This window comes from Pseudomonas sp. Ost2 (genome assembly GCF_018326065.1).
In the GTDB taxonomy this organism is placed as follows: Bacteria; Pseudomonadota; Gammaproteobacteria; order Pseudomonadales; family Pseudomonadaceae; genus Aquipseudomonas; species Aquipseudomonas gingeri.
On the sequence record NZ_AP021904.1, the window covers coordinates 6,426,054 to 6,442,646 of the forward strand.

17 protein-coding genes are annotated in these 16,593 nt (G+C 63.2%); 8 read left to right on the forward strand and 9 right to left on the reverse strand.

Translation table 11 applies throughout. The features are described from left to right. Positions 1-15 precede the first annotated feature (15 nt). Entirely contained in the window at positions 16-747 is a 732-nt protein-coding gene (locus KI243_RS28415) for a GntR family transcriptional regulator (protein WP_177106444.1), read from the reverse strand. 271 nt (positions 748-1,018) lie between these two features. Here KI243_RS28415 and aroQ point away from each other — a divergent pair, with 271 nt between their 5' ends. From aroQ to KI243_RS28435, 4 genes are all read left to right on the forward strand, one after another. Then, positions 1,019-1,459, forward strand: coding sequence for a type II 3-dehydroquinate dehydratase (aroQ, locus tag KI243_RS28420; protein WP_017123408.1), 441 nt, complete (start codon positions 1,019-1,021; stop codon positions 1,457-1,459). Between the two features lie 5 nt (positions 1,460-1,464). Then, positions 1,465-2,319, forward strand: coding sequence for a shikimate dehydrogenase (locus KI243_RS28425; RefSeq protein ID WP_177106443.1), 855 nt, complete (start codon positions 1,465-1,467; stop codon positions 2,317-2,319). A gap of 125 nt (positions 2,320-2,444) precedes the next feature. After that, on the forward strand, positions 2,445-2,789 hold the full coding sequence (locus tag KI243_RS28430; RefSeq protein ID WP_017123406.1) for a hypothetical protein: 345 nt from the start codon (positions 2,445-2,447) through the stop codon (positions 2,787-2,789). Continuing rightward, positions 2,789-3,994 (forward strand): type II toxin-antitoxin system HipA family toxin, encoded by a 1,206-nt coding sequence (locus KI243_RS28435; RefSeq protein WP_017123405.1) that lies wholly within the window; start codon positions 2,789-2,791, stop codon positions 3,992-3,994. The genes KI243_RS28430 and KI243_RS28435 overlap by 1 nt, the downstream gene beginning before the upstream one ends. A gap of 33 nt (positions 3,995-4,027) precedes the next feature. Here KI243_RS28435 and KI243_RS28440 read toward each other — a convergent pair whose 3' ends face one another. Both KI243_RS28440 and quiC read right to left on the reverse strand, forming a co-directional pair. Beyond that, the gene (locus KI243_RS28440) at positions 4,028-4,711 is read right to left on the reverse strand and encodes a TetR/AcrR family transcriptional regulator (protein WP_017123404.1); all 684 of its coding nucleotides are present in this window, start codon (positions 4,709-4,711) and stop codon (positions 4,028-4,030) included. 105 nt (positions 4,712-4,816) lie between these two features. Continuing rightward, positions 4,817-6,727: a 3-dehydroshikimate dehydratase QuiC gene (gene quiC / locus KI243_RS28445; RefSeq protein WP_017123403.1), complete on the reverse strand. Its 1,911-nt coding sequence runs from the start codon at positions 6,725-6,727 to the stop codon at positions 4,817-4,819. 442 nt (positions 6,728-7,169) lie between these two features. Here quiC and KI243_RS28450 point away from each other — a divergent pair, with 442 nt between their 5' ends. Beyond that, positions 7,170-8,426 carry an MFS transporter gene (locus tag KI243_RS28450; protein WP_244861917.1) on the forward strand — a complete coding sequence of 419 codons (1,257 nt, stop codon included), beginning with the start codon at positions 7,170-7,172 and terminating at the stop codon, positions 8,424-8,426. Between the two features lie 174 nt (positions 8,427-8,600). Here the strand turns inward: KI243_RS28450 and pcaG are convergent, their stop codons facing one another. The 3 genes from pcaG to pcaQ all read right to left on the reverse strand — a co-directional run bounded on the left by pcaG (position 8,601) and on the right by pcaQ (position 10,996). After that, a complete protein-coding gene (gene pcaG, locus KI243_RS28455) occupies positions 8,601-9,206 on the reverse strand; it encodes a protocatechuate 3,4-dioxygenase subunit alpha (RefSeq protein WP_017123401.1) in 606 nt (201 codons plus the stop codon). Between the two features lie 11 nt (positions 9,207-9,217). Then, on the reverse strand, positions 9,218-9,937 hold the full coding sequence (gene pcaH, locus KI243_RS28460) for a protocatechuate 3,4-dioxygenase subunit beta (protein WP_017123400.1): 720 nt from the start codon (positions 9,935-9,937) through the stop codon (positions 9,218-9,220). A 129-nt stretch (positions 9,938-10,066) separates the two neighbouring features. After that, positions 10,067-10,996, reverse strand: a complete 930-nt coding sequence (pcaQ, locus tag KI243_RS28465) for a pca operon transcription factor PcaQ (protein ID WP_212810150.1) — start codon at positions 10,994-10,996, stop codon at positions 10,067-10,069. A gap of 192 nt (positions 10,997-11,188) precedes the next feature. Here pcaQ and KI243_RS28470 point away from each other — a divergent pair, with 192 nt between their 5' ends. Both KI243_RS28470 and KI243_RS28475 read left to right on the forward strand, forming a co-directional pair. Next, the gene (locus KI243_RS28470; protein ID WP_177127767.1) at positions 11,189-12,082 is read left to right on the forward strand and encodes a neutral zinc metallopeptidase; all 894 of its coding nucleotides are present in this window, start codon (positions 11,189-11,191) and stop codon (positions 12,080-12,082) included. Between the two features lie 36 nt (positions 12,083-12,118). After that, entirely contained in the window at positions 12,119-13,072 is a 954-nt protein-coding gene (locus tag KI243_RS28475) for an alpha/beta hydrolase (protein WP_042934390.1), read from the forward strand. A 135-nt stretch (positions 13,073-13,207) separates the two neighbouring features. Here the strand turns inward: KI243_RS28475 and KI243_RS28480 are convergent, their stop codons facing one another. The 3 genes from KI243_RS28480 to KI243_RS28490 all read right to left on the reverse strand — a co-directional run bounded on the left by KI243_RS28480 (position 13,208) and on the right by KI243_RS28490 (position 15,392). Continuing rightward, a complete protein-coding gene (locus tag KI243_RS28480) occupies positions 13,208-13,801 on the reverse strand; it encodes an HAD family hydrolase (RefSeq protein WP_017123396.1) in 594 nt (197 codons plus the stop codon). Next, positions 13,798-14,667: an acyl-CoA thioesterase II gene (gene tesB, locus KI243_RS28485; RefSeq protein WP_177083998.1), complete on the reverse strand. Its 870-nt coding sequence runs from the start codon at positions 14,665-14,667 to the stop codon at positions 13,798-13,800. Before tesB ends, KI243_RS28480 begins: the two co-directional genes overlap by 4 nt. 155 nt (positions 14,668-14,822) lie before the next feature. Further along, a complete protein-coding gene (locus tag KI243_RS28490) occupies positions 14,823-15,392 on the reverse strand; it encodes a GNAT family N-acetyltransferase (RefSeq protein WP_017123394.1) in 570 nt (189 codons plus the stop codon). Positions 15,393-15,485: 93 nt separating this feature from the next. Between KI243_RS28490 and KI243_RS28495 the strand changes: the two genes are divergently transcribed. Then, entirely contained in the window at positions 15,486-16,406 is a 921-nt protein-coding gene (locus KI243_RS28495; protein WP_212810151.1) for a histone deacetylase, read from the forward strand. Positions 16,407-16,593 lie beyond the last annotated feature (187 nt).

The following is a 16,593-nucleotide window of genomic DNA, read 5'->3' on the forward strand; positions in this document are numbered from 1 at the left end:
GAAGCCGGTCGGGGCTCAGCGGATCTCGACGCTGTAGCGGAAGTGGCTGGCATGGCCACGGGAACGTCGCCACTCCAGCGGTCGGCCGGCGTAGTCACGGGCCAGTCGCTCGATCACCACCACCGGGCTGTCGGGCTCGATCTGCAACAGTCGCGCATGCACCTCGCCCACGGCTTCGGCAGTGAGGGTCTCTTCGGCACAGGCGACCACCTGGCCGCACAGCGCTTCGTAGATCGGATAAAGCAGCGGCCCCTGGCGATCCAGGTCGACCGTCAGCAGGGCCTGGAACGGCGCTTGCGGCAGCCAGATTTCCTCGGCCAGCAGCGGTGTGCCTTCCAGCAACCGCAGGCGGACCAGACGGATCACTTCGGCCTCGGGCGGCAGCCCCAGTGCCTGGCTGACGGCGGAAGGTGCGGGCAGGGAATCGACGGTGAGGATCCGGCTTTCCGGCATCTGCCGTTCACCGGCCAGGCTCTGGAAGCGGAAAAAGCGGAACAGCGAAGACTGGAACTGCGGGCGGCGGATAAAGGTGCCGCGACCCTGCTGGCGTTCGAGGATGCCTTCCTCCACCAGCTTGTCGATGGCCTTGCGCACGGTGCCGATGGACAGCTGGTACTCGCCGGCCAGTACGGCTTCGGTGGGAATCGCTTCGCCCGGACGCCAGCGGTTGTTGGCAATCTGCCGGGCCAGCTCGTCGCGCAGGCGTTGATAGAGCGGAAGACGTTCGTCGCTGGAAAGTGTGTTCATTTTTGTAGTTATCCAGTCATCTATATGAATTTTTCCCGAGTATTCTCCTTGAACGAGACAGCGTCAAGTCACAGACCGATCACTGGTCGCCATCGCCCCATGCCTTTGCCCTCCCAAACCCGACACTGTTCGTTGATCGAACACTAAAGCACGCGGTTTGCGCCGGGTTGATTGCTGACATTTGACTTGGATTAACCAGTTAGTACATTTTATCCAGACAGACCCGGATGCCTTGCGGTCGACGCCAAGAACAACAACGGAGACTCCCCTGATGCCGCCTATCGTGCTGGTGCTCAACGGCCCCAACCTGAACCTGCTCGGAACCCGCGAGCCGGCCACCTACGGCCATGAAACCCTGGCGGACATTTCCGCCTTGTGCGGTCGTACCGCCACCGAGTTGGGCCTGACCGTGGAATTTCGCCAGACCAACCATGAAGGCGAACTACTGGACTGGATCCACGCGGCGCGCGGGCGTTGCGCCGGGATCATCATCAACCCGGCCGCCTGGACCCACACCTCGGTGGCGATCCGCGATGCACTGGTGGCCAGCGAGTTGCCGGTGATCGAAGTGCACCTGTCCAACGTCCATGCCCGCGAACCGTTCCGCCATCACTCGTTCGTCTCATCCATCGCCAAGGCGGTGATGTGCGGCTTCGGCAGCCACGGTTATCGCCTGGCGCTGGACTATTTCAGCCAGACATTGAAGGGGTGAGCGCGATGTACCCGAACAACAGCACAAGCATCCTGGCCGGACTGATCGGCGCCGGTATCCAGGGTTCGCGCACGCCCGCCCTGCATGAGCACGAAGGCGATGCCCAGGGCTTGCGTTACCTGTATCGGCTGATCGACCTGGATCAGCTGCAACTGGGCATCGATGCCCTGCCCGACCTGCTGCTGGCCGCCGAGCGCATGGCATTCACCGGCCTGAACATCACCTTTCCCTGCAAGCAGGCGATCATTCCGTTGCTCGACGAATTGTCCCCCGAGGCACGAGGGATTGGCGCGGTGAATACCGTGGTGCTCAAGGACGGCAAGCGGGTGGGCCACAACACCGACTGCCTGGGCTTCGCCGAAGGCTTTCGGCGCGGGCTCAAGGGCGTCGCGGTGGAACACGTGGTGCAGATGGGTGCCGGCGGCGCGGGGGCGGCGGTGGCTCATGCGTTGCTCGCCGAAGGTGTGCGGCAACTGACGATATTCGATGTCGACAGCGACCGTGCGCGAAGCCTGGCGGACAACCTCAACCAGCATTTCGATGGCAGCCGGGCCAGGGCCGGAAGCGACCTGGCCGCCGCCATGGCCCGTGCCGACGGCCTGGTGAATACCACCCCCATGGGCATGGTCAAGCTGCCCGGCATGCCGGTCCCGCTGGAACTGCTGCGGGCGGCACTGTGGGTGGCGGAGATCGTCTACTTCCCCCTGGAAACCGAACTGCTGCGCAACGCCCGCGCCCTGGGTTGCCGCACGCTCGATGGCGGCACCATGGCCGTGTTCCAGGCGGTGAAGGCGTTCGAACTGTTCAGTGGCCTGACGCCGGATGCGCAGCGGATGGTGGAGCACTTTCAGCGTCTATAAGGCTCGCCCTGATGAGCTTTACCCTTCATAAGACTCACAAAATTGAGCCTTATAATAAAATGTCTTTCTCATAAGACGTGCTACAGTGAGTCTTATCAACGGTAAGGCTCATTCTGGTAAGTGTTATGAAGGCATTCTTTCCGGTCGGCTGTAGCGATACCCTCAGTAAAATCGGGCTACTGGTGAAAGCCAGACGCCTGGATCTGGGCCTGCGCCAGTCAGACTTCAGATCCAGCCTCGGGATCTCCGAGCATACGCTGCGCAAGATCGAGAATGGCTCGGAGTTGGTGGACCTCAGGTCCTTTATGCTGGTGCTCTGGCGCCTGGGCATCAACGAGATGATTTTCGGTTCACTGGAGGGGATCGAAGGCACCTCGCAAATCACACGATACGTCACGGACGAGGACAATCATGCGAGCCTGGCCTCGAGACGTGTTCGCCTGTCCAAACCCAAGGCGGAGGATTTCTGATGTCCCGCGCCTATATCTATATGGAACACCCGCAGACAGGTGAAGTCGTCACCCTGGGTCGACTGACGCTCCAGGGCAAGGTCGGCGAATTTCTATATGCCCCCGACTACGTGGCCAGCAATGGCTGGGTCCCCGACCCCATCAACTATCCGCTGCGCGCCGAAGCCTATACCGGCATCACCAAGAATCGCGGCATCCCGGGTTTTATCAACGATGCCATGCCGGACGGCTGGGGCGAGCGTCTGCTTCACCGTGCCTATGGCCAGGAACTGACCACCCTCGACTTCCTGCTCAAGTCACCGAACAACGACCGTATTGGCAACCTGATGGTCGGGCGATCCGCCTCTCCAGCGCCAGGTCTCGGCTCTGAGCCCGCGCCGACATTAAGAGGCCTGGCAAAATTCGTCGAGGCATGCGAAGCGGTCTATGACAGCCAACTGGATCAGGAGTCGGTCTCGATACTGAACCTGCGCCAACAGCGTTCTTCACTGGGCGGCGCCCGCCCGAAGCGTACCCTGCAGGATCACGGTATGCTGATCCTGGCCAAACCCCGCGACCGCTTTGATCAGTACGACCTGCCGGCTGTCGAATACGCGTGCATGACCTTTGCCGCCTCCAAGGGCCTGAATGTCGCCCGCACGGCCCTGCACGCCGAAACCCCGTCCACGCTCTTGGTGGAACGCTTCGATCGGACACCGCTGGCCGAGGGCGGCAGTCGCCTCCCCATGCTCAGCGCGCTCACCTTGCTCGACGCCGAGTGGATGACCCAGCATGACTGGCGCTATGCGGGTGTCGCCGATGAGATGCGCCGCCGTGGCGTTCCCGACAAAGATCTGCAGGAGCTGTTCAAGCGCATGTGCTACAACGCACTGGTCGGCAACAGCGACGACCACCCGCGCAACCACGCCATTATCTGGACCGCAGGCCAATGGCGTCTCTCGCCGATGTACGACGTACTGCCCATTCTCGATGAAGGCCCCGCCCAGACGCTGGCCATGGCTGTCGGTCGTGAAGGAACCCAGATCAGCCGCCGCAACCTGCTCAGCCATCATGAGCACTTCGCGCTTGCCCGAGAACAGGCCGAGCAGGTGCTGGATGAAGTGATCGGCTGGGAGCAGGAACTTAAGGAATACTACGGCAGGTGGCTGCAAGGGGCAGAGTTGCAGATGGCGCAGGAGGCGACGAGCGCCGCACGCATGCGATAGCCGCAGGAGCAGCGCCCGTCCCCGGACTATCGATCAAGCCTGCAGGTACCTCAACACCGATTCGCAGATCATCTCCCGATGCCGCGCCTTGATCTGCTCGTCCGGCAGGTCGATCTGGAAGATCTCACCGATGGTGTGGCGGTTCGAGACCCGGTAGAAACAGAACGAACTCACCAGCAGGTGCACGTCCAGCGGGTCCAGGCCGCTGCGGAACAGTCCCTGCTGCGCGCCCCGTTGCAGGATCTCGCCCAGCGCGCCGAGGATGGTGACGTTCATCGAGCGGATCGCCCGGGACTGCTTGACGTACTCCCCCTTGTGGATGTTCTCGATGCTGACGATCCGTACGAAATCGACGTTGCGGTCATGGTGGTCAAAGGTGAACTCGACCATCCGCCGAATCGCTTCACGCGGTTCCAGTTCCGTCAGGTGCAGGCGGCTCTCGGTGCTGCGGATCTCGCCGTAGAGCTTCTCCAGAACCTCGACGTAGAGCTGTTCCTTGCTGCCGAAGTAGTAATAGATCATCCGCTTCGAGGTGTGGGTCCGCTCGGCGATCGCATCGACCCGCGCACCGGAAAGGCCCTGCTGGACGAACTCGACAATCGCTTCCTGGAGGATGTTCTCGCGGGTCTTCTCGGGATTGTTCTTGCGACTCTTGCGCGGCACGGCGGCGGGCAGGGACACGTCAGGCGCGGCGGGAAGTTCTGAAGTCATGGTCATTCTGGGCTCACGGCCTTCTCGGCAGATGCTGGCGATTATGGGCTGCGTCCCCCAGCGAAGGAAGCGGGGAGACAGGTCAATTCCCCTCTCCCTCGCCCCAGAGCGCTAAAGCCGGGCCTGGCGCACGGCACCGCTACGGGATTTGGCCATCGCCGCCAGGCGCACCGCGACATTCGCCGCGCCATAGCCGGCGTAACCGCCCTTACGTTGCAGGATCTCGAAGAAGAACCGCCCTTCGAACGGCTCGGTATAGACGTGGAACAGCTCGCCACCCTGGGCATCGCGGTCGTACAGCACGTTGTAGTAGGCCAGTTCGCTGAGGAATTCGTCGTCGAAATCGAAGCGCGCCGCCAGGTCGTCGTAATAGTTGAGGGGGATATCCAGCAACGCCACGCCCGCCTCTTTCGCCCGGCTGACCTCGGCGAAAATATCGTCGCAGTCAAAGGCGATATGGTGCACGCCGGAACCACGATAGCTCGACAGCGCATGGGAAATCGCCGTGTTGCGGTTCTCGGAAATGTTCAGCGGCAGGCGGATCGAACTGCAGCGACTGCGCAGTGCCCGACTCTTCACCAGGCCATAGGGATCCGGCAGCACCACCTCGTCGTCGGCTTCGAAATCCAGCAGGCTCTTGTAGAACAGCACCCAACTGTCGAGGCTGTCGGCGGGCAGCGCCATGGCCATGTGATCGATCCGCTTGAGACCGGCCCGCGTCGGTGCGACGGGCAACAGGTTGAAATCGGTGGCATAGAGTTTCTGCCCGGCAGCCTCCTTGTCCACCAGATAGATCAGGCTGCCATCCGGCGCCCGCACCGCCGCCAGCTCCAGCTCGTTGGGACCGACCAGGCCGCGATAAGGCTGGCCCTTGTAGGCTATCGCCCGGGACAGCGCACTGGCACTGTCGTTGACCCGGATCGCCGTGGCGCACAGGGACGGGCCGTGGGCCTCGAAGAAGTTGTGGGCGAAGGAATAGGGTTCGCCATTGAGGATCAGGTTGATATCGCCCTGGCGCAACAGGCTGACGTTTTTCGAGCGATGCTGACCGGCGTGGACAAAGCCCAGGCGCTCCAGCCACTGGGTCAGCCGGGCACCGAGGGTTTCGTCCACGGCGAACTCGAGGAACTCGATACCCTCGTTTTCGCTGACCGGCGGCGGCGCGAACAGAGGATCGAGAGTGGCGCTCGGTCCAGCCTCCCGGAGCAGGCGCTCGCGGGTTTTCTCTTCCAGGTACAACAGCGAACGCAGGCCATCGGCGGCATTCGCCCGGGGCGGGGCGGCGCGGAAACCGTCGTTGAAGATCTCCAGGGACAGCGGCCCGGTGTAACCACTCTTGATGATCGGCGCGAGAAAGCCCGGCAGGTCGAATTCGCCCTGCCCCGGGAAGCAGCGAAAATGCCGGCTCCATTCCAGGACATCCATCGCCAGGATAGGCGCGTCGGCCATCTGCACGAAGAAGATCTTGTCGCCGGGAATCTGCGCGATGGCGTCCGGATCGCCCTTGAGCGCCAGGGTATGGAAGCTGTCGAGCAGCACACCGAGGCTCGGGTGGTCGGCCTGGCGGACGATATCCCAGACCTGCTGATAGGTGTTGACGTGCCGGCCCCAGGCCAGCGCCTCGTAGCCGATACGCAACCCACGGGCGCCGGCGCGTTCGGCCAGCAGGCGCAGGTCGTCGACCAGGATCTGCCGCTCGCCCAGGCTGTCGGCCGACGCATTGCTGCACACCAGCACCAGGTCGGTGCCCAGTTCCTGCATCAGGTCGAACTTGCGCTCGGCACGCTCCAGGTTGCGCGCCAGGCGGTCGCGGCGGCAGCCTTCGAAGTCGCGAAAGGGCTGGAACAGGGTGATGGCGATCCCCAGGTCCGCGCACATCTGGCGGATTTCCCGGGGGCTGCCGTCGTAGTACAGCAGATCGTTTTCAAAGATTTCCACGCCATCGAACCCGGCGGCGGCAATGGCCTCGAGTTTTTCCGGCAAGGTGCCGCTCAGGGAAACGGTGGCAATGGAACGCTGCATAAGTAGACTCCTGGCGGTGGTGTTTTTGTTGGATACCGCTCCAGCCCCGGCAAAAGACGCCGGGGCAGTTGTGGGAGCGGGCTTGCCCGCGAAGGGCCCCTGGGATCGCTGGAAGCTGCGCGGGCAAGCCCGCTCCCACAGAGAAATCCCATCGCCCTCCGGCAACCGGATTGATTATTGGGGCAGGGCAAGCCGGACATCAATCAAAGTGTACGAACTGGTTAGTTTTGTGTGCGATTATCGACCACAATGGCCCACGGCGAATTGACGGTTTTTTGCTCACTGCGCACCATCAACCAGGCCAAGGCATTGCTTCAAACTGCAGAAACCCACCCAGACAATTCCAAGAAACGGGTAATCGCTCATGCTCTCGACTTCACAAAGCTCCCCTGCCACCCAGGGCGGCACTCGCGGCGGTATCGCCGACAAGATCCGCGGCGCCATGGCCGTCGGCACGACCCGCTGGGGCATGCTGGCCCTGGTGTTCTTCGCCACCACCCTGAACTACATCGACCGCGCCGCCCTCGGCGTCATGCAGCCCATCCTCGCCAAGGAAATGAGCTGGACGGCGATGGACTACGCCAACATCAACTTCTGGTTCCAGGTCGGTTACGCCGTCGGTTTCGTCCTGCAGGGGCGGTTGATCGACAAGATCGGCGTGAAGCGCGTGTTCTTCTTCGCCGTGCTGCTGTGGAGCCTGGCGACCGGCGCCCACGGCCTGGCGACCTCGGCGGTGGGCTTCATGATCTGCCGGTTCATCCTCGGCCTGACCGAAGCCGCCAACTACCCGGCCTGCGTGAAGACCACCCGGCTGTGGTTTCCCGCCGGCGAGCGGGCGGTGGCCACCGGCATCTTCAATGCCGGGACCAACGTCGGCGCGATGTTCACGCCGATGCTGTTGCCCCTGGTCCTGCAGGTCTGGGGCTGGCAGGCGGCGTTCCTGTGCATGGCGGCGCTGGGCGGCATCTGGCTGCTGTTCTGGGGCCTGAAGTATTTCAACCCGGAAGATCATCCATCGGTGAAACCGGCTGAGCTGGCGTATATCCAGAAGGAAGTCGAACCGGAACAGCCCGCCGTGCCCTTCTCGCGGATCCTGCGCATGCGCGGCACCTGGGCCTTTGCCCTGGCCTACTCGCTGACCGCGCCGGTGTTCTGGTTCTACCTGTACTGGCTGCCACCCTTCCTCAACCAGCAGTACAACCTGGGCATCAGCGTGACGCAGATGGGCATTCCGTTGATCATCATCTACCTGACCGCCGACTTCGGCAGCGTCGGCGGCGGCATCCTCTCGTCGTTCCTGATCGGTCGCGGGATCAACCCGATCCGCGCCCGCCTGCTGTCGATGCTGCTGTTCGCCTGCTGCATCGTCGGCGTGATACTGGCCGCCGGTTCCAGCCACCTGTGGGTCGCCGTGGGGGCGATCTCCCTGGCCATCGGCGCGCACCAGGCCTGGACCGCGAACATCTGGAGCCTGGTGATGGACTACACCCCCAAGCACATGATGAGCACGGTGTTCGGTTTCGGCGGGATGTGCGCGGCCATCGGCGGCATGTTCATGACCCAGTTGGTCGGCTATATCCTGACCACCACGAACAACAACTACGCGGTACTGTTCACGCTGATCCCGGCGATGTATTTCCTGGCGTTGACCTGGATGTACTTCATGGCGCCGCGCAAGATTCCGAAGCTGGTCGATTGATCTCGCCGTGGCGAAGGTTGGGCAAGGCTTGCTGGCCTGTTCGCCGGCAAGCCCGTCCCTGATCGTTCCCACGCTCCGCGTGGGAATGCAGCCCGTGACGCTCTGCGTCACAACAGCGGACGCGGAGCGTCCAGAGAGGCATTCCCACGCAGAGCGTGGGAACGACCATCGACGTTAGAAATCGAAAAACACCGTCTCGCCTTCACCCTGGATACGAATATCGAAACGGTAGGCCGTCTTGCCGTTCACTTCGCAGCGCTGGGCAATCAGGGTCTCCCGACGCTGCGGTTGCTCGATCAGGTTGATCACCGGGCATTTCGCGTTGGCCTCGGCCTCGTCGGAAAAGTACAGGCGGGTCTGCAGGTGGATATTGATCCCCCGGGCAAACAGCGAGACGTTGATATGCGGTGCCATCGGCACGCCGGCAGCATTGTTCACCACGCCCGGCTTGATGGTCGCCAGCGTCCACTCTCCCGCATCGAAGGTGGTGGCCGTGCGGCCGAAGCTGTTGAAGGTTTTCTCGGAATCGAAGGCCGTGTCGTAGACCCCCTCGTGGTTGGCCTGCCAGAACTCCAGGAAGGAATCGCGCACCAGGTGGCCATTGCCGTCATAGACATTGCCGAGCAACAGGATATGTTCGCCGGGCGCTCCCGGCTTGGCCATTTCATTCCAGATTTCCTCCGGACGCGGCGGATTGCCGGCAGCCGCCAGCGCCAGGCCGATATGCACATAGGGACCGGCGGTCTGTGACGGGGTTTCGGCGAGCAATTGAACAGGCATGGTCGGTCTCCTCAGCAGTTTTCGAAGTGGGTCTTGCGCTGGCCGCGCAGCACGATGTCAAAGCGATACGCCAGGCAGTCCATCGGATTGGCGTTGCCCATGTCGAGCCGGGCGATCAGGCTCTGCACCGCTTCGGCATTGGCAATCGACTTGACGATGGGGCACATCGGGATCAACGGATCGCCTTCGAAATACAGCTGGGTGATCAATCGCGTGGCAATCGACGGGCCGCTGATGGACACATGGATATGTGCCGGACGCCAGTCGTTCGGGCCATTGCGCCATGGATAGGGCCCGGGCTTGACGGTGCGGAAGCTGTAGTAGCCGTCACGGTCGGTCAGCGCCCGGCCGACGCCGCCGAAATTCGGGTCCAGGGGCGCCAGGTAGCGGTCGTTCTTGTGCCGATAACGCCCGCCGGCATTGGCCTGCCAGATTTCCACCAGGGTGTGGGGAACCGGCTGGCCGTATTGATCGCAAACCCGACCGGCCAGGATGATGCGCTCGCCCACGGGCAAGCCGCCATTGTTGAAATTGAGCAGCAGGTCGTTATCGAAACGACCGAATTTCAGATGGGAAAAATCCGGACCGGTGCTTTCACTGGGCGATTGCGGAATGCTCACCAGCGCCTGGCGCGGGGAACGGGCAATGGACGTCTTGTAATCGGGGGTCAGGGCTTTGGGGTGCCAATTACGGTCACGGATGACAAAACGACTGCTGTCTGCTTCAGACATGTCGATCTCCTGTTGTTTTTATGGGGAAACGCAGCGGCAAGCTACAAGGAATGAATCACGCGCTTGCAGCGTGCCCCAACAGGGAACCGGCGGATATTGAAAAGCCGGGGCACAACCATAACCAAATGGTTATGGATAACGACCTTCGCGATACGCCTGCCCCACTTCCCGCAGCATCTCCACCGACCATTGCGCCGCCAGCGACAGCGGCAGGCTGGCATTGCTCGAAATGCCCACGGAACCACCCGGCTCGCGCTGGCCGAGGTCGATCTCGCACAACTCGCCACGCGCCAGGTCCAGGCGCACCGCATCCAGCGGCGCGATCCACAGCGCCTCGCTGGACAGCACGTAACGCCGGCTCAAGGCCACCGACAGGGTTTCCAGGCGCTGCCGCGACTGGCGGATGCCGCACTGCACGAACAGGCTGTCGGCAAACTTGCGGATGGTGGTGCCCGCCAGCGGCAGGACCAACGGGAAGTTTTCCACGCTGGCGCGATCCGGCGCACCGCTCGACAGCGGATGATCGGGCCGCGCCACCAGGGTCATGGATTCACTGTACAGGTGCTCGAAGGTCAACCCCTGGATCTCCGGGCTGTCAGTCATGCGGCCTACCACCAGGTCGACATCGCCGACCCGCAATTGCGAGAGCAGGTAGGCGCTGGGCCCGGTCACCACACTGACCACCAGCGCCGGATGCAGTTCGTGCAGGCGCCGCACCACCTCCGGCATCAACAGGCTTTCCACCGTCGACAGCACGCCGAGCCGCACCACGCCAGCGGCGTACTCGCCCTCGCGCAGGGCCTGCACGCCTTCGCGCAGGGTCTGCACCGAAGGCCCGGCGTAACGCAGGAAGGCCACCCCGGCCTCGGTCAGGCTGATGCCGCTTTTGCTGCGCACGAACAGGCTGGTCTCCAGCAGCGTCTCGAGTTCCTTGAGGGTCTTCGACATCGCCGGCTGGCTCACCGCCAGGACATCCGCCGCCCGCGCCAGGCTGCCCTGGCGGGCCATTTCGAGAAAACACACGAGGTGGCGGAATTTGATACGGGTGTCGATATTCACGAGGGGTGCGGCTCCGCTGCGGTCGGGACATGCAGGTCAGGACAGACACAATTGTGTCCGATATTAGTCGTCAGCGGCGGCTTCTGAACCAAATCCCCTGGCTGACCTCTATCTGCATGGCCTGACGACCGGACTGGCGGCTATCTCACCCAGCAGCAACACTCATCTGCACAACAAACAGAGGATTCCCACATGCTTTGGAAAAAAGGAAGGCGCAGCGACAACGTGGTGGATGCTCGTGATGACAACAATGCTGGAGGTGGCGGACTGCGTTTCGGCGGCGGCAAGGGCTTGAGCCTGACAGCCGTGGTGCTGATTGTCGGCATCGGCTTGCTCACGGGCCAGGACCCGATGCAGATTCTCGGACAACTCAGCGGACAACTGACCCAGCAGCAATCGGCGCCCATCAGCCCGCAAACCCGGCAGTCACCTCCGGCCAACGATGAGCAGGCGGATTTTGTCCGGGCCATTCTCGGCGATACCGAAGACACCTGGGGCCAGATCTTCCAGCAGGCCGGACGTCAATACAAGGAGCCGACCCTGGTGCTGTTCCGCGGCCAGGTCAGTTCCGCCTGTGGCCTGGCCTCCTCGGCCACCGGGCCGTTCTATTGCCCGGCGGACCAGCGGGTTTACCTCGACCTGGACTTCTTCCGCGAGATGTCCCAGCGCTTCAAGGCTGCCGGGGACTTTGCCCAGGCCTACGTGATCGCCCATGAAGTCGGCCATCACGTGCAGACCCTGCTCGGGGTCTCCGCCAAGATGCAGGCCGCCCGCCAGCAGGGGCGCAAGATGGAAGGCGACGGCGGCCTGCTGGTACGCCAGGAATTGCAGGCCGACTGCCTGGCCGGCGTCTGGGCCTGGCACGCGCAGAAACGCCTGAACTGGCTCGAGCCCGGCGATATCGAAGAAGCCTTGAATGCCGCCAACGCAATCGGTGATGATCGCCTCCAGCAGCAGGGTCAGGGACGCGTGGTGCCGGACTCCTTCACTCACGGCACCTCTGCTCAACGGGTGCGCTGGTTCAAGACCGGCTTCGCCCAGGGGCAACTCAACCAATGCGATACCTTCGCCGCCAAGAGTCTGTGAATGAACAAAACACTGCTGGGATCATTGTTGTGGGGTATGTGCGTCATCGGTGGCCAGGTCCAGGCCGCTGAACACGGGGTCAAGGAAGTCAGCCCCAATCATCTGAAGCTGTCGGCCGGCGAGTTGAGCGTCGGCCTCAATCGCGACTGGCAAGGGCCGATGCCCGATGTGCAGCGGGTGCTGATCATCGTCCACGGGCGGCTGCGCAATGCCATGACCTACCTCAACAGCGCCGAGACCGCCGCGAGCCAGGCCGGCCAGGACAGCAACACGCTGATCATCGCGCCGCAGTTCCTCAACGAAAGCGATGTACGACGCAATCACCTGCCGGACAACCTGCTGCGCTGGCAGGGCAATGACTGGATGGCCGGCGAGGCGTCCACCGGCCCTTCGCCAATGAGTTCCTATGCCGCGCTGGATGAAGTCCTGCAACGCCTGGGCAATCGGAAAAAGTTTCCGGCCCTGCGTGAAGTCGTGATTGCCGGGCACTCCGGCGGCGGCCAGGTGGTGCAGCGTTATGCGCTGGTGGGACACGGCGACGCGCAACTGGCCGGGAGCGGCATCAAGCTGCGGTATGTGATCGCCAACCCGTCGTCCTATGCCTGGTTCAGTGCCCAGCGACCGGTGGCGGGATTCAATCCATCGTCCTGCCCGGGCTTCAACGACTGGAAGTACGGCCTGCAGAACCTGCCGAGCTACGCCATGGGACAATCGCCGGCGCAGCTGGAACAGGCTTATGTGCAACGCTCTATCACCTACCTGTTGGGCCAGCAGGACACCGACCCGAACCATCCGGCGCTGGACAAGAGCTGCGGAGCGGAAGCCCAGGGCCCGTATCGGCTGATTCGCGGACACAACTATTTCGCCTACCTGCAGCAACGTCACCCGCAAGGGCTGGCGCAGACTCTGGTCGAGGTGCCCGGGGTCGGGCATAACGGCGACGGCATGTTCACTTCGCCACAGGGGCAGAAGGCGTTGTTCCAGCGTTAAAGGGCGGGGGATGTGCTGCCTGGACCGGCCCCTTCGCCGCGATGCGGCGCCCCGACAAGCCAGCTCCCACGGTGGATCGCGCAAGGCGCCACAATGCGATCCCATGTGGGAGCTGGCTTGCCAGCGATGCGGCCCTCAAGCCGACAGCATCTCCCGCAACGCCACACAATCCTCGGCATGCCAGTCCGTGAGCTCCGGCCACGGGTTATCCGGCAGGTTGACCAACACCGTCCGTGCCCCCGCCGCCCGTCCGCAGTCCAGGTCGAAGCGGTAATCGCCGACCATCACCATCTCGGCCGGCGCGACGTCCCAGGCCTCGGCCAGTTTCAGCAAACCACCCGGATGCGGCTTGGGCGGTGCGTCATCGCGGCCCAGCACATCGGCTTCGGCAAAGCAGTCGGCCAGACCGATGGCCTGCAGCGTCACATGGGCCAGTTCGCGAGCATTGCGCGTCAGGATCCCCAGGCGATAACCCCGTCCGGCCAGCTCGCGTACCAGCTCCACCGCACCGACCGCCGCTTGCGAGCCCAGGGCCAGATCCCGCTCATGCTCCAGCAACCAGGCATGCTTGGCCGCCGCCTCGTCGGCCGGCAGCGCTGCCAGGTGGGTCAGGATGTCGTCTTCCGGAGGAATCGACAGGGCCACGCGAATGGCGGCGAAATCATGCACGGCAACGGTCAGGGTGCCATCCATGTCGAACACCCAGTGACGAACCTCGGACAAACTCATGACCAATCCTTGCGATGCCGGATCAGACCTTCCTGGGTCACCGACGCCACCAGCACACCGGCGCGGTTGTACACGCTACCGCGGGAGAAACCACGGGAATTGCCGGCCCAGGGACTGTCCATCGCATACAACAGCCAGTCGTCGGCGCGCAGGTCGGCGTGGAACCACAGGGCATGGTCGAGACTGGCGACCTGCATATCCTTCTGCCACACCGACTTGCCATGGGGCAGCAGCGAGGTGGTCAGCAGGCCGAAGTCCGACGCATAGGCGAGCAGGTACTTGTGCAGCGCCGGCGAGTCGGCCAGGGCACCGTCGGCGCGGAACCAGACGTACTTGACCGGGTCCGACGGCTGCGGGTTGTAGGGGTCCTTCTCGGTCACCGGGCGCACTTCGATCGGCTTCGGGCACAGCAGCTTGTCACGCATGTGCTCGGGGATCAGGTGGGCGCGTTGCTGGGTGATTTCCAGCTCCGACGGCAGGTTCTCCGGCCCCACCACCTGCGGCATGCTGCTCTGGTGCTCGAAACCCTCTTCGTCGTACTGGAACGAGGCACTGCAGGTAAAGATCGGGTGGCCCTTCTGGATCGCCGTCACCCGCCGGGTACTGAAGCTGCCGCCATCGCGTACGCGGTCAACCGAATACACCACCGGCAGGCCGGCATCCCCGGGACGCAGGAAATAGCCGTGCAGCGAATGCACATGGCGCGCTTCCTCGACGGTCTGGCTCGCCGCCGACAGCGACTGGCCCAGCACCTGGCCGCCAAACAGCTGGCGAAACCCCAGGTCCTGGCTGCGCCCGCGAAAGAGGTTTTCCTCGATGGGTTCCAGGGTCAGCAAGTCGACCAGGTCTTCCAGCACTTGGCTCATTCAAACGCTCCTCACACAGGGCAATACAGTTCACTTAAAGACGATATCAAGCCATCCGTGCTTGTAATGGCCGAGCCTTGAACAACTCGCCACAGGCCTTGAATGATACCGCGTTTGCCATCAGCGGCGGTGCAGCGGATCGGCCAACCCCGGGGTTATCCGTGCAGGGTTTCCAGCCACTGGTCGCGGCTGATGCGGTACAGCACATGCTTGCGCAACGGATGATCGGCGGCCAGCCTGGGGTGTTCGAAGTCACCCAGGGGGTCATGGTGCATGCCGATGGCCTGCATGACCTTCTGCGAAGGGGTGTTGGTCTCGGTGGTGAAGGCCACCACTTCTTCCAGCGCCAGGCGATCGAAACCGCAGCGCAGGGAAGTCCATGCGGCCTCGCTGGCATAGCCCAGGCCCCAGTGCTCGCGCGCCAGGCGCCAGCCCATTTCCACCGCCGGGGTGAAGGCCGCGTCGAAGTTGACATGGGCCAGGCCGGTCAGGCCGATAAAGGCGCCATTGTCCTTGCGCTCCAGGGCCCAAAGGCCAAAACCATGTTCGGCGAAATGCCCGCGGATCCGACCGATCAGCGCGGCACTCTCCAGGCGACTCAGCGCGACCGGAAAATAGCGCATCACTTGAGGATCGGCGCACATCCGGGCAAATTCCGGCAGGTCGTCATCGCGCCACTGACGCAGCAACAGGCGCGCGCTCTCGAGTTCCAGTATCGGCTCCATCAATCCCCCTCAGGATTCCTTGTAAAGCTGTTTCCCTGCTCGCAAGTGTATCGCGCTGATAAGATCCTTCACTCATTCCTACATGAATTCGCCATGCCGTTGCCTTTGATCTACCACGATGACTACAGCCCGGAGTTTCCACCGGAGCATCGTTTCCCCATGGACAAGTTCCGCCTGCTGCGCGATCACCTGGTGGACAGCGGCCTGACCCGCGACCCGGAGCTGCTGCGCCCGCAGATCTGTCCCGTGGATATCCTCGCCCTGGCCCATGACCGCGGCTATATCGAGCGCTACATGGCCGGCGAGCTGTCCCGCGAGGACCAGCGCCGCCTCGGCCTGCCCTGGAACGAAGCCCTGGCCCGGCGTACCGTGCGCGCGGTCGGCGGTTCGCTGCTGGCCGCCGAACAGGCACTGGAACATGGCCTGGCCTGCCACCTGGCCGGCGGCACCCACCACGCCCACTACGATCACCCGGCGGGCTTCTGCATCTTCAACGACCTGGCAGTGATCAGCCACTACCTGCTGGCCAGCGGGCGTGTCGACCGGGTGCTGATCTTCGACTGCGACGTGCACCAGGGCGACGGCACTGCCCGTATCCTTGAAGACACTCCCGAAGCCATCACGGTTTCCCTGCATTGCGAGAAAAACTTCCCGGCGCGCAAGGCCCGCAGCGATTGGGACATTCCCCTGCCCATGGGCATGGGCGATGCCGACTACCTCAAGGTGGTGGATGACGCCCTGAATTACCTGCTGCCGCTCTACCAGCCGGACCTGGTGCTGTACGACGCCGGAGTGGATGTGCACAAGGACGATGCCCTGGGCTACTTGAAACTGACCGACGAAGGGGTGGCGGCCCGCGATGAACGGGTCCTGCGCCATTGCCTGGGCCGGGATATCCCGGTGGTCGGCGTGATCGGCGGCGGCTACAGCAAGGACCGCCAGGCCCTGGCGCGGCGCCACGGCATCCTGCACCACAGTGCGCAGCGGGTCTGGACGTCATCAGGTTGTCACTGAAGCCTGCTCGCTTACCCACAATGCCTGTGGAACCGCCTGTGGATAACCTGAGTGAAATGCGCTACAGCCCGCGTAAAGAAAGGGCTACAGATGGCTGTATGTTTTTCGTACAGCCCTCCTGATGAGCCCGGCAGTTCCCCTGTGGGAGTGGGCTTGCCGACGAAAGTCCCACCGCGGTTTTATCGAC